The sequence below is a fragment of the Lentisalinibacter orientalis genome (assembly GCF_040706535.1).
Classification (GTDB): domain Bacteria; phylum Pseudomonadota; class Gammaproteobacteria; order Steroidobacterales; family Woeseiaceae; genus Lentisalinibacter; species Lentisalinibacter orientalis.
Genome location: NZ_JAPDRJ010000001.1, coordinates 604,067 through 617,295 on the forward strand (window position 1 = coordinate 604,067; position 13,229 = coordinate 617,295).

General features: G+C 60.6%; 12 protein-coding genes. All 12 read right to left on the minus strand.

Going from position 1 to position 13,229, the window contains the following annotated elements:
- Positions 1 to 158: 158 nt before the first annotated feature.
- The 12 genes from ACJMK0_RS02615 to glmU all read right to left on the minus strand — a co-directional run bounded on the left by ACJMK0_RS02615 (position 159) and on the right by glmU (position 13,119).
- The gene (locus ACJMK0_RS02615) at positions 159 to 566 is read right to left on the minus strand and encodes a DUF3052 domain-containing protein (RefSeq protein ID WP_405235252.1); all 408 of its coding nucleotides are present in this window, start codon (positions 564 to 566) and stop codon (positions 159 to 161) included.
- A gap of 298 nt (positions 567 to 864) precedes the next feature.
- Complete coding sequence (locus tag ACJMK0_RS02620) at positions 865 to 1,314, minus strand: energy transducer TonB (protein WP_405237878.1); 450 nt, start codon at positions 1,312 to 1,314, stop codon at positions 865 to 867.
- A gap of 33 nt (positions 1,315 to 1,347) precedes the next feature.
- Positions 1,348 to 1,629, minus strand: a complete 282-nt coding sequence (locus tag ACJMK0_RS02625) for a helix-turn-helix domain-containing protein (RefSeq protein WP_405235253.1) — start codon at positions 1,627 to 1,629, stop codon at positions 1,348 to 1,350.
- A 446-nt stretch (positions 1,630 to 2,075) separates the two neighbouring features.
- Positions 2,076 to 2,342 carry a BrnA antitoxin family protein gene (locus ACJMK0_RS02630; protein ID WP_405229674.1) on the minus strand — a complete coding sequence of 89 codons (267 nt, stop codon included), beginning with the start codon at positions 2,340 to 2,342 and terminating at the stop codon, positions 2,076 to 2,078.
- Complete coding sequence (locus ACJMK0_RS02635; protein ID WP_405235254.1) at positions 2,326 to 2,607, minus strand: BrnT family toxin; 282 nt, start codon at positions 2,605 to 2,607, stop codon at positions 2,326 to 2,328. The genes ACJMK0_RS02630 and ACJMK0_RS02635 overlap by 17 nt, the downstream gene beginning before the upstream one ends.
- Before the next feature lie 302 nt (positions 2,608 to 2,909).
- Positions 2,910 to 3,344: an HD domain-containing protein gene (locus tag ACJMK0_RS02640; RefSeq protein ID WP_405235255.1), complete on the minus strand. Its 435-nt coding sequence runs from the start codon at positions 3,342 to 3,344 to the stop codon at positions 2,910 to 2,912.
- Positions 3,345 to 3,395: 51 nt separating this feature from the next.
- On the minus strand, positions 3,396 to 5,795 hold the full coding sequence (gene hsdR / locus ACJMK0_RS02645; protein ID WP_405235256.1) for an EcoAI/FtnUII family type I restriction enzme subunit R: 2,400 nt from the start codon (positions 5,793 to 5,795) through the stop codon (positions 3,396 to 3,398).
- Positions 5,792 to 6,439: a restriction endonuclease subunit S gene (locus ACJMK0_RS02650; protein ID WP_405235257.1), complete on the minus strand. Its 648-nt coding sequence runs from the start codon at positions 6,437 to 6,439 to the stop codon at positions 5,792 to 5,794. Before ACJMK0_RS02650 ends, hsdR begins: the two co-directional genes overlap by 4 nt.
- Positions 6,436 to 7,911: a class I SAM-dependent DNA methyltransferase gene (locus tag ACJMK0_RS02655; protein ID WP_405235258.1), complete on the minus strand. Its 1,476-nt coding sequence runs from the start codon at positions 7,909 to 7,911 to the stop codon at positions 6,436 to 6,438. The genes ACJMK0_RS02650 and ACJMK0_RS02655 overlap by 4 nt, the downstream gene beginning before the upstream one ends.
- 180 nt (positions 7,912 to 8,091) lie before the next feature.
- Positions 8,092 to 9,600: an AAA family ATPase gene (locus ACJMK0_RS02660; protein ID WP_405229662.1), complete on the minus strand. Its 1,509-nt coding sequence runs from the start codon at positions 9,598 to 9,600 to the stop codon at positions 8,092 to 8,094.
- A 288-nt stretch (positions 9,601 to 9,888) separates the two neighbouring features.
- Complete coding sequence (gene glmS / locus ACJMK0_RS02665) at positions 9,889 to 11,721, minus strand: glutamine--fructose-6-phosphate transaminase (isomerizing) (RefSeq protein ID WP_405235259.1); 1,833 nt, start codon at positions 11,719 to 11,721, stop codon at positions 9,889 to 9,891.
- Positions 11,722 to 11,751: 30 nt separating this feature from the next.
- The gene (gene glmU / locus ACJMK0_RS02670; RefSeq protein WP_405235260.1) at positions 11,752 to 13,119 is read right to left on the minus strand and encodes a bifunctional UDP-N-acetylglucosamine diphosphorylase/glucosamine-1-phosphate N-acetyltransferase GlmU; all 1,368 of its coding nucleotides are present in this window, start codon (positions 13,117 to 13,119) and stop codon (positions 11,752 to 11,754) included.
- Positions 13,120 to 13,229: the final 110 nt, after the last annotated feature.

Consider the following 13,229-nt stretch of genomic DNA (forward strand, 5'->3'; position numbering starts at 1 on the left):
TTTATACAAAGCACTCAATAGTTCGATCAACACGAAAAAAGTGCCACGAGTCATCGGGAAAACCGAAGCGTTTCCAGCTTCGTTCGGGAGGGCGCGCACCATCGTCAGCTGCTGGTCTCCACTGCTCGCTGGAGCGAGGCCGGCTCAAGTCGACGAAGTCACTTGCGCAGAGCCTTTCTGATGACAAGCTTCAACCCGGACCACGTCTCGTCCACCGCACAAACCTTCACGTCCACCAGTCCCATCGGCAGCGCGAGTTCGCGGACGACGTCCTCGGTTACGTCGGTGACCACGCCGGACGCCTTCTTCGGCCAGGAGACCCACAGGGCGCCATCCTGACGCATCTCCTGGATGCCGCGTTCGAGTTCGGTTCGGAGATTCGCGCGAGACTTCGTGAAGACGTGGAGGATGTCGAACGGAGGGCGGAGCCTGGACGATGCGACGGCGCCTTCGGGCAGTGGTGTCAGCAGATCGGCGTAGTGTGTCGGAGCGCCTCGCACCTTTACGCGCGTGCCCGGCTTGATGCCGAGTTTCTTGTAGAGCGGGGTGCCTGAGTAGCCTGCCATCGGACCCTAGCTGAATGATGACTCTGTTTCGCGGGACGCAGCGCTGCCGCTACGCCGCCTCGAACTCCGCCCTCTGCAGACGGGAGAGGTCCGAGGACTTTCTGGCAACCCACAGATCGCAACTGCGCTGCATAGCCAGCCAGCTCTCCCGCGAGCGACCAAGCGCCCTGGAGAGCCGCGAGGTCATCTCCGGGCTCATGGCACTTCCCGTTGCGACGACTTGCGCGAGCTATACATGCTCATCCGTGGTAGTCCTCATAATCCAGAACATAGACCTTTCCGGTCGTGAATTCTCATGTTAGCCGCAGTCGTCGCTTGTCTCCGGCAGTTGGCGGCGATAGTGGTGAGGATCGTACGGCATCGTCGGCGGTTCAGTATCTGCTTCGAACCGGAATACATGCCGGTGCCGGCACGCCTGTTCTATGGGCCGATATAGAAATTCTGAGATGGTCCTGTATGCAGCCCGATTCAGCCTCGGGGACGTGGTTTCGACGACGGTGGTGTCTTCTACTTCTCCGGATTCTGTGATCGTAAAGCTGACCGTTACCTCACCCGGCAGTATGTCTATGGAGTGAGTCGGGATCAGGGGGTCACGGGTGATGACTGTGACGGGAACCACGCCGATGCTCGAACACAAGGGTGTTTCGGAGCCCAGAGCCGGTATGGTCGTGAATAGAAAGACCAATACCGCGCCCTTCGCAATTTGTGCAGGCATCAAGCTGAAAGCTGTAGCGGCATCATCTTGCATCACGTATTCGCTCTTCGCAGATTCCTCCGTCGCCTATTCGAGATTCTCACGAATGATTCGGGGATGTCGCGCCGCAATCCTGAGCAGCGCGAGCGCTGGGCCCTCAGGCTTCCTGCGACCCTGCTCCCAATTGCGCAACGTATGGACGCTGATCTCCATGGCCCGGGCAAACTCCGTCTGAGTCAGCCCGACGAAACGCCTCAGAGCGGCGATGTCTTCTCCGGAAAGAACGCGTCCTCGCATCAGCCGAACCCTGAGCTTCGCCGGCAGAGCCCTCTGGAACTGTTCGTCCGAAACTTGGGGAATCTCAGTCATCCTAGACTTGCGGTCAGCAAGGTCCTTTGAGTCGTCCCATTGCAAGCTAAGGCATCTAGCATAAGTCAATGACTTAGTCCGTCAATGGCTTATTACTATCCGATCTACTTCTCTCGTCGGCTGGCAGTGGTCGTCTGCGGGGGTGCGCCGGCTTCCTGGAAGATACGGGCCAGCGTCGAGGGAGCTTCCGAGCGTTTCCGCGGAAAACGTCTTCGAGAATCTACTTTAAGAATCCACCGCAGGTTTGGTCTGAGATGCGGTTGCCCTGACCAGGGGCCAAGGACGTTGGGATCGCGCGTCTCGCGCGTCAAGGGCGGGTCGATACACCTTTGGGATCTTCGCTTATTCCCGGCCTGGCTGCTCGTCGAGTTTCGAGGCGATTTGTCGAGAAGCTGGTTGGACGATCGGCACATCGAGGCTTTCCGCGTGAACTACACCGGCCCGACTCACCCCGCCTTGAGCTCCTCTCTCAAGACTCGACGCAGAGTCGCCTCGTCTACCGGTCCCGATGCCAGTGCTTGCCGCAGCGTCCGGTTGATGAGGGTCTGATAGCCGATTCCTTCCGCTTCCGCCTTCGCACGAAACGTCATCAACAGATCGTTGTCGAGCATGATCGTGATCCGCGTCTTGCCTTTGGCCTGAGACTGCAGCTTCGCCAGGTGCGGCACATCCCTGGCTCGCTTCGCTTTCGAGAAGTCATGTTCCTTTGGCATAGAATTCGGCCTCCTTTCGTGTGGCCCTGCGTGCAGAAATAAGCCGAATACGATCCGCTCGGCGCAGCGTGTACACCAGCGTTAGCAGGCGAGGCCTGGCGCTCATGCCGACCAGCACCCACCGGTGCTCGTCGTCGGACGATACGTCCTCCTGCGCCAATGCCCGCGGATCGAGGAGAGCCGTCGAGGCTTCCTCGAAGCCAATCCGATGCTTTCGAAAGTTCGCGGCCGCCTTAGCGGCATCCCATTCGATATCTATATGCATTGAGTATGCATAGTATTGGCGGTGCTGGCAAGAGCATGCGTGGGGGTGTGGAAAGGAACCGTTCCGACGTTTCCGCGGAAACGTCTTCTCGAATCTACGTTAGGAAACCGCCTTACGTGAGACCTGACTCCAGCGCCGATCATGAGCCATTGCCGATATGGTCAACGACCGCAACCACTCCGGTCAGGCGGGAATGCGTCAATCCGTAGTGATATCTTCGCTCGGCCGGTGCTAACGAGCTACTCGAATTTCGATGCCATTATTCGCGAAACGGGCGCACGCCGACGTTCCGCTCGGGCCAGTTATTCGAGTCCCCCTGCTTCAAGCAGCAATCTCCTCACCGCCTCGTACTCCTCCAAACGGGCATAGTCGGATGCCTGCGGATTCGCAATTCGTGACAAGTCCATGCTGTCGGTTACGTCGGCCAGCTTCACTCGTCTGGCGACCGGATTTCTCGCGGCGCGCTGAGCGGCATCGATGCGGGACTCGCCGTAGGTCTTTGTCAACGTAACTACGGCCTCTACCACTATCTCGGAGAAGCCATCCTGCCGCAGTGCGTCAGGTGTCCAGTGCGTATCCTCCAGGACGTCGTGCAGCACCGCAGCCATTCGTTCCTCGTCGGAGCTGACCGAGAGCATTACCCGCAATGGATGAAGTATGTAGGGTTTCCCAGCTTTATCCGTTTGCCCGGCGTGGGCAGACGCGGCTATCTGAATTGCTCGTTCTAGCGTTGACATATGTACTCAGGTGCGGTCCAGCCTCTTGTGAGCCCCGATATTTTCCGTATCTCAGTAAAGATGCTGCTGAAATCCCACAAAGACCTCCCGTATCCGGCCCGCCGGACCGAGTTCGCGCACCGCATCTTCCAGGCTGTGGTACTTCAGCTCGATCAGCTGCGGCAGCTTGTCGGTTGAGAGCTCGCCCACTCCGCGAGCGACATAGTGACCGAGCACGAAGCGCAGAAACTCCTGCTGCCGGTAGTCGTGGCCCTGGAAGATGGCGTCGCGGTGTGAATCCACCCGCTCGGCGCGGGTCACCGGGGGCTGGTTGAAGGCGATGTAGGCCAGCACGTCATAGAGGTCGCTGTTCTCCGCCTCGATCAGCTTGCCCACCTCGGCCAGTTGCTCGATGCCGTAGCCTTTTTCTTCCAGCCCTTCCAGTAGTTTGCGGCGGGTATCCGGCCGGCCCCAGATAGCGCGCAGCTCATCTTCGTTGGCAAACAGCGCCGGCAGCTCGCCAAAAAGGCGCTGGACAAACTCGGCGGCGGAGATCGGTTTGCCGTCCGGGCTCCAGAAGCTGGTGGCGCTCATGTGCTGGATGGTGCGCTCCTTGCCGTCGGCCAGCTTCACCTTCACCTTGCGGCGCTTCTCGCACACGCAGGGTTGCTCGCCGCAAACCTCGCAGGGTACGGGGGGTTCCTTCTCGCAGCGGCACGGGCGCTCGCCGCACACAGGGCACGGCTCGGGCGGGCTGACGGCACAGACGCAGGGCAGCTGCCCGCAGGCGTCGCAGGGTTCCGGCGCCAGCGGCTCGCCATCCCACTCCGGGTCGTTGAAGTGTTCGTAGGCCTTCACGAAATCGAAGATCGTGAAATAGTCCTTGCCGTCGTAGAGGCGGGTGCCCCGGCCGATGATCTGCTTGAACTCGATCATCGAGTTCACCGGCCGCATCAGCACGATGTTGCGCACATTGCGGGCGTCCACGCCGGTGGAGAGTTTCTGCGAGGTGGTCAGTATGGTGGGGATGGTCTTCTCGTTGTCCTGAAACTGCTTCAGGAAGCGGTCGCCCTCGGTGCCGTCGTTGGCAGTCACCCGCTCGCAGTAGTGCGGATCACGGCTGGTTTTCATCTGGTTGATGAGATCACGCACCGCCAGCGCGTGCTCCTGGGTGGCACAGAACACCAGCGTCTTCTCGCGCTGGTCGATCTGGTCCATGAACAGCCTGACCCGGTACTGCTCGCGCTCGCGGATCTCGATCACGCGGTTGAAGTCGTCCTCGGTGTAACGCTTGCCGGCCTCAATCTCGCCCTCGATGATCTGGTCGTCCGCGGTGTACACATAATCGTCAAGGGTGGTGGCGATCTGGCGTACCCGGAATGGGGTCAGGTAGCCATCGTTTATGCCCTCCCTGAGCGAGTACACATACACCGGCTCGCCGAAATATGCGTAGGTGTCGGCGTTGTGCTGGCGTCTGGGCGTGGCGGTCAGGCCGAGCTGCACGGCGGGCGCAAAGTACTCGAGGATGCCGCGCCAGTTACTCTCGTCATTGGCGCCGCCACGATGGCACTCGTCGATGACGATGAAATCGAAAAAGTCCGGCGGGTAGTCGCCGAAGTTCGGCGACGGGTTGCCGTCGGCATCGCGCCCGGTCATGAACGTCTGGAAGATGGTGAAGAACACACTGCCGTTCTTCGGTACCCGGCCCCGCTTGCGGATGACCTCAGGGTCGATGCGCACAAGCGCGTCCTCTGGAAAGGCGGAGAAGTCGTTGAAGGCCTGGTTGGCGAGGATATTGCGGTCGGCCAGGAACAGGATGCGCGGCTGGCGCGCGGGCTCGCCGGTGGCCCGCGCCGCCAGGCTCCAGCGGGCATGGAACAACTTCCAGGCGATCTGGAAGGCAATGGCCGTCTTGCCGGTGCCGGTGGCCAGGGTAAGCAGGATGCGCTCGCGACCGGCGGCGATCGCCTCGAGCGCCTGGTTGATGGCGTTGTGCTGGTAGTAGCGGGCCTGCCAGAAGCCGCCCTTGTCCTCGAACGGTACCTCACCGAAACGCTTGCGCCAGGTGTTGGCGGCTTCTTCTGCGGCGCCGAAGGTCTCGGTCCAGAGGTCGTCCGGTGCCGGATAACCCGCGACGTCGCCCTCGGCGCCGGTGTGCAGGTCGATGCGGTAAATGCCATTGCCGTTAGTCGAGTAGGCAAAACGCGCTTGTAGCCGCTCAGCGTAGCGCTTGGCCTGGGCCAGCCCCTCGGTGACCGGCAAGCTGCGCTTCTTGGCCTCGATCACCGCCAGTTTCTGTCCGCGGTACATCAGCACATAATCGGCGATGTCCTGCTTCGCCCGCTTGCCGGCGCCCTGCAGCCGGCCCAGGGTTATCACCTCGCGCCGGACGCGGCTGGCCTCCACCACGCCCCAGCCCGCCGCCTTCAGGGCCGGGTCGATCAGCTCGGCGCGGGTTTCGGCTTCGTTCATGCCAGCGGAGCATTCACTCTATCATGCGCATCGGCTCTATCCGCGGTCAGTTCACCGTGGAAGGCCTTTTGCAGTAGGGATTCTCTTAATTCAATGAGAGCGCTGAGTTTTTGGTGGTAGATGGATTCCAATCTCGAAGTCTCTGCCCTCAAATCATCAAGGATGGCGACGATGCGTTCTTGCTCAGTGATTTCAGGAACTGGGATAGGTAAGTTCTTGATGATGTCCGACGTAAGACGATGAACAGTTGCGCTACGTGTCACTCGCTGTAATAGTGAACTTTCACAACTTTTTAGAAAGTAATACAGAAATTCCGGCAGCAATTTATCGCTCGGAATGAGCGCTTTGAGATCCTGATTAATAGTAAGGGCGGTGCCCGCGATTGAAATAGGTATCGTTCGCGACAAGATACCCGACCTTACGACCAGTAGAACTGACCCTTGCGGGATCACGGAGACAGAGCTGTTTGCGACCCCCTCCTCAGTAATGGTGTCCAACGAAGATGATACCTGGTCAGTCTTCATATCTTTGGGCGATACCCATGGAATATCTCCACCCCAGTAGGCCCTATTTCCCTTCGATGGTGTACCGCCGCCTTTAATAGTGACGACCTTACCAAGGGGCATCATCGACCACTTGCTCATAACATCCCCCGGATCCCTTCCAGGATTTCCTCGCTTTCTTTATCCAGTGTTTCGATTTCGTTGATGATCACCTCAGGATCGCGTAGCGGTTCGGGCTCAGCCTTATTAGGGTTTTTTGCCGAGAGGTCGACGCTGTCGGGGTCGATGTCGGCCACGTTCACGGTCCAGCTATTATCCGAGTCCTCGAAGCCGGCTTGGCGGGCGACGAAATCCGCCAAGTCGTCGTCGTTGAGCGGGTTGGTCTTGCCCAGACTGCGCCCGGGGTCGAGTTGGTAACACCAGATCTTCCGGGTCGGTGCGCCTTTCTCGAAAAACAACACCACGGTCTTGACCCCGGCGCCGAGGAAGGTGCCGCCAGGGCAGTCGAGAATGGTGTGCAGGTTGCAGCTGTCGAGCAGTTCCCGGCGCAGGGCACGGGAGGCGTTGTCGGAGTTGGAGAGAAAGGTGTTCTTTATGACGATTGCGGCCCGGCCGCCGGCCCTCAGGTACTTGATGAAGTGCTGCAGGAACAGAAACGCGGTTTCCCCAGTCTTGATCGGGAAGTTCTGTTGTATCTCCTTGCGCTCCTTGCCGCCGAAGGGCGGGTTGGCGAGGATCACGTCGAAGCGCTCTTTCTCCTGAATGTCGGCTAGGTTTTCGGTCAGGCTGTTGGTGTGGACGATGTTGGGCGTCTCGATGCCGTGCAGGATCATGTTCATGATGCCGATCACATACGGCAGGCTCTTCTTCTCCTTGGCGTAGAAGGTGCGCTTCTGCAGGGTGTCGAGATCGGCCGTGGAGAGGTGGCTGCCGTCGCCCCTGCCATCCGGCCCGTAGCGTAAATAGTCATGTGCCTCGCACAGGAAGCCAGCCGATCCTGCGGCGGCGTCGTAGATGCGTTCGCCCACCTTTGGCTTTATCACCCGAATCATGGCGCGGATCAGCGGGCGGGGGGTGTAGTACTCGCCGCCGTTGCGCCCGGCGTTGCCCATATTCCTGATTTTGGCTTCGTACAAATGCGATAGCTCGTGCTTCTCGGCCTGGGAGCGAAAGCTCAGGCCGTCGATCAACTCCAACGCATCGCGCAGGCTGTAGCCGCTGGCAAACTTGTTGCGGATCTCGCTGAAGATCTCGCCGATGCGGTATTCCAGCGTGTCGATGCCGCCGGCCCGCTCGCGAAAGGACTGCAGGTAGGGAAACAGCTTGCCGTTGACGAAGGTAATCAGATCGGCGCCGGTGAGGGCCTTGTCATGGTCGAACTCGCCACTAGCCATTTTCGGCGCCGCCCAGGCTGACCAGCGGTAGGGCTCATCAATAACAAACTGGTATGGCTTGCCAACCAGCTCCGCCTCCTGGGCGCGCTCGTGTTCCAGATCGTCCAGGTACTTGAGAAACAGCATCCATGACGTCTGCTCGGTGTAGTCCAGCTCCGTGGCGCAGCCGGCCTCTTTCCAGAGCACGTCATCGATGTTGCGGAAGGTTTGTTCAAACATTTGGTTCTGAGGTGACTTTGCTAGATTGCGTCAAATGGTGGGCATTGTGGGTCAAGATCCAACTTGGTCGGGAAAGGTCGGTTGGCATTGCTCTTGCGACCACAAGAGGGGTGGCAGGTTGACTTTCTCAGTTTCCATCGCGTTGTAAGGTGGTCCCAATATCGACGACGGCTTAAGACTTTAGCCGTTGATCGCGGGGCCAAGAAGTTGTTGAAGCGCACCGCGATTCTCGCCGTATTCGTGATGGACATACGCTCCATATAACTTCCGCTTAATCTGTGTTTGGTCAATCCCTGTTATGTCTTCGATGCAATTGACCAAGTGTGAGAGTTTTCGCTTTGCTAATGTCCTTGGGTTTGCATTGGTCAACGCTTTGTATTCATTGGACTCTAGGAGTCGACCGAATCTCACGGCGTGTGCAGCAAAGCTCTCATGAAGATATTCGCGCGCGCTACCTGCCTCAATGTGCTCTATGATCCCGCATTCTGGCGTACAAGGAAGGAAATGTAGATTACGGCGCGCGCGATCAAATAAATCGAGCATTTGTTGGTCGTTGCGGCGCCGAGCCGCTGGGAGAGCTTCGTCGCGTACATCAGCATCAAGAAAGGCTATTCGCCTTACATAACTGGGGAAGATCTGTGAGGAACTGACCGAGAATTCAAGGACCTGCTTAAAGCCGCCAACAGGAACGATCTTGTATAGGGGGTGATATCTAGTCGCAAGAGCTGATATCTGCAAATACGCTTGTACGAGTTGTTCTAGTAATAGCTTCGCCTCCGTGTCCTCAACGAAGAAGACAAAGTCTGCGGAAAGCTCGTCGTCGAAAGCAACTTCTCCCAGCAACTGGGCTGGGTAAGGCATCCGAGTTACCGCAATACGCCCGTCTTCGTTGGGGGACAGACCTATGAGTTGTGAGCGATCTGCAGACTTAATTATCGATGCCGAGTGCGTTGAGAAAAGTACGGTAAGGCTCTTTTCGGCTGAGATCTCTCGTAGTCGTTCGAGAAGTCGAACCTGCGCTTGCGGATGAAGAGCCATTTCGATTTCATCAATGAGCACAAGGCTTTCGTCCGGTACGTTCGACAGTCGTTGTGCAAGTCGAAGGGTGCACAGTTCCCCGAGGCTAAAACTCTTCTCGGAGTAATACAGGTTCCTGTTCCTCCCTTGGTGCGACCTATAGGGAATCAGATAAGCTTCATTGCCCCGTCCCCGTCGAGTATTGAGGTACTTAAGGTCTCTCCATTTTGGATCGCCCAGAACGGCACACAAGAAGTCTTTTACTTCTTGGCTGGCCTCGCGGAATCGGCCGCCTCTGATTTCGTCCTCGAACGGCTCGATGCGATCCGAGTTCGCCTCAAGGTAGATAATGGATGGATAGGGAAACTCCTCGAACAGCGTTGAGTTTCTTCGAGGCGTGGCGCGCCACCTTTGCCCGCCGTACCTATACGTTACGGATCGCCCGTTTATCTCGTAGGTCACAGAGGCTTCGCTATATGGGTCTATTCGATTTGAGGAGGGACTGGTCTTGAAGAACTGTTGGAACGCGTAGGGATAGCGGATGCGATACAGCGCAGCTAATAGCGTTGACTTGCCACACCCATTGAGTCCGGCGAGCACGTACACTCCCGGGCCGGGCACGTCGAACTCTATCGACCTAATGCCTTTGATGTGCTCCACCGTAACCTTCATGGATACTTTGGCTCTCCTGCTGCGCGATGCTTTCGCGATTGCGGTGCCCTTCCCCCGAGAGTTGCCGTCAAGCCGAGTTGGTGTGTGCCGCTCAACCAAATCCAATTGACGATAACGTCATGGACAAAAATTACCACATGCGTCGAATAAGGGGCGAGACGATGCAGCACGGTCCTGACAGCCCACAAGAGAGGTGGCTAGATATGTTCCACAAACCGGCAGGCAGGATATTTGACGCGGCTGATGGCACGTAACGTTAGCCAATTCGGGAAGTCTGTGGAGCGCTGACTACTCCACCGTCACCGACTTAGCCAGATTCCTAGGCTGATCCACATCCGTCCCTTTCAACACAGCGACGTGATACGCGAGCAACTGCAGCGGCACGGTATAGACGATAGGCGCGATCAACCGATCGGCATGGGGCATATCGATGACCTTGATGCCCTCTTCACTCTTGATCCCCGTCTCCTTGTCGGCGAACACGTAGAGCTGTCCGCCGCGAGCCCGCACCACCTGCATGTTGGATTTCAGCTTGTCGAGCAGCTCGTTATTGGGCGCGACTACCACCACCGGCATGTCCTCGTCGATGAGGGCGAGCGGGCCGTGCTTCAGCTCGCCCGCGGCATACGCCTCCGCGTGGATGTAGGAGATCTCCTTCAGCTTCAGCGCGCCCTCCATGGCCACCGGCCACATTGGGCCGCGGCCGAGGAAGAGCGTGTGGTGCTTCTCGGCGAAGTCCTCGGCCAGGTCCTTCAGCGCATCGCTCATGCCCAGCGCCTCTTCCACCGCGGCCGCGGTGTGCATGACGTGGGGCACGAGTTCATCTTCCTTCTCGGCGCTCATGCCGCGCTGGCGGGCGAGGATGAGGGTAACCAGCAGCATGGAGAGCAGCTGGGTGGTGAAGGCCTTGGTGCTGGCCACGCCGATCTCGGGGCCGGCGTGGGTCATCATGGTGAGGTCGGATTCCCGTACCATGGAGCTGTGGGCACTGTTGCAGATGGTGAGGCTGCCGACGTAGCCGGACTGCTTTGCGATGCGCAGCGCCTCGAGGGTGTCGGCGGTCTCGCCGGACTGTGACAGCGTGAGGAACAGGGTGTTGGGCGGCACGGCCACCTTGCGGTAGCGGTATTCGCTGGCGATCTCCACCTGGCAGGTGACGCCTGCGAGCGACTCCAGCCAGTACTTGCCGACGCAGCCGGCGTGATAGCTGGTGCCGCAGGCGACGATGTGGATGTGCTCCACGCCGTTGAGCATCTCGGCCGCCTGGGGGCCGAGGGAGTCGGTCACGACCTTGCCGCTCTCGATGCGGCCGTACAGGGTGTTGGCCAGCGCGCTCGGCTGCTCGAAGATCTCCTTCAGCATGAAGTGGCGGTACGGGCCCTTCTCGGCCGAGTCGCTGCTCCACTGGGTCTCGTGCACCTTGCGCTCGACGGCGTTGCCGTCCACGTCGAAGATGTTCACGGCGTCGCGTTTGATCTCGGCGAGGTCGCCCTGCTCGAGGTAGATGAAGCGCTGGGTGACCGGCAGCAGCGCGGGCACGCCGCTGGCCACGTAGTTCTCGCCGATGCCGAGGCCGACGACCAGGGGGCTGGCCACGCGGCTGACCACGAAGCGGTCCGGGTCCGTGGCGTCGAATACCAGCAGTGCGAACGCGCCGGTGAAGCGGGCGACGGAGCGGCGCACGGCCTCGGGCAGGTCGCAGCCTTCCTTCAGGTGGTCGTGGACGAGGTGGGCGGCCACCTCGGTGTCGGTCTCGGACAGGAACTCGTAACCCTTGGCCTCGAGTTCGTCCTTGATCTCCTGGTAGTTCTCGATGATGCCGTTGTGGATCACGGCGACGCGGTCGCCCGAGAGGTGCGGGTGGGCATTGGCCTCGGTGACGCCGCCGTGGGTGGCCCAGCGGGTGTGGGCGACACCGAGACGGCCCGCGAGAGGGTCGGCCTCGAGCTTCGCGTCGAGTTCGGCCACCTTGCCGACAGTGCGGCGCAGGCCGATGTCGCCGTTCGGCTGCAGCACGGCCACGCCCGCGGAGTCGTAGCCGCGGTATTCCAGACGCCTGAGGCCCTCGACGAGGACCGGGACCACGTTCCGTTCAGCGATGGCGCCGACGATGCCGCACATATGCTTCTCCTTGCTGCCGCCGCGAGCCCGTCAGGACTCTTTCTTCTGCGGCCGCTTCCAGTGTTCCAGTGTGATCTGTTTGCTGCGCGCCAGCGTCAGCCTCTCTGCCGGGGCCGGCTTGCTGATGGTTGAGCCCGCGCCGATGGTGGCGCCCGCGCCCACTTCCACCGGCGCGACGAGGTTCACGCCCGAGCCGATGAACGCGCCGTCGCCGATGACGGTGTGGTGCTTGTTGGCGCCGTCGTAGTTGCAGGTGATGGTGCCGGCGCCCACGTTGACCTTGCGCCCGATGGTGGTGTCGCCGATGTAGGTGAGGTGGTTCACCTTGCTGCCCTCGCCGATCAGGCTCTTCTTCACCTCGACGAAGTTGCCGGCCTTGGAGCCGTCGGCGAATTCGGCGCCGGGGCGCAGCCGCGCGAACGGGCCGATCTGGCAGCCGGCGTGGATGACGCTCTCCTCTATCACCGTATGCGGATGGATGACGGAGTCCGCCCCGATGCGGCTGTCGCGCACCACCACGCCAGGGCCGATTCGCGCCCGGTCGCCGAGCACCACCTCGCCCTCGAAGACGGCATTCACGTCGATGAAGACGTCGCGGCCGACGGTGAGCGTGCCGCGGATGTCCACCCGCGCCGGATCGGCCACGGTGGCACCCGCCGTCATGATCTCTTCCACCCGGCGGCGCTGCAGCGCCCGCTCGGCCTCGGCCAGCTGTCGCCTGTCGTTGATGCCCATGACTTCGGTCCAGGACTCCGCCTTCACGCCGTGGACGGCGACGCCGTCCGCCACCGCGCTGGCGATGATGTCGGTGAGGTAGTACTCGCCCTGGGCGTTGTCGGCGCTCAGGTTTTCGAGCCAGCCCGAGAGCCGGGCGGCCGGAGCAATGATGATTCCGCTGTTTATCTCGGCGATGTCGAGTTCCGCGCCACTCGCATCCTTCTGCTCGACGATGCGCTGCACGTCGCCGTCCGCGCCGCGGACGATGCGCCCGTAGCCCGTCGGGTCCGGCACGTCCACGGTGAGCACCCCCACGCTGCCGTCGGCGCAGGCCTCGGTGAGGCGCTCGAGCGTCTCCGGCCGGATCAGCGGCACGTCGCCGCACAGCACCAGCACCTGGTTGGCCTCCGGGGTGTCCGGCAGCGCCTGCATGACCGCATGCCCGGTGCCCAGCTGTTCGGCCTGCAGGGCCCAGCGGAGGTCGGCCTCCGGGAAGGCATCCCGCACCCGGTCGCCGCCGTGGCCGTAGACCACGCAGACGTCGTCCGCGCCCAGCGCGCGGGCGGTATCGACCACGTGGGCCAACAGCGGACGGCCCGCCAGCGGCTGCAGGACCTTGGGCAGGTCCGAACGCATGCGGGTGCCCTGTCCGGCCGCGAGTATGACGATGCTGAGTGGCAAGGGTTTCGGGCCTGTATGTGGCTGTGTTTACGTAAAATCGAATGATAGCGCAGGCGCCGGGGCCGTGATGTTACCCGGTTCACACGTGTGACGGTGCTCAGCGTCCGTTC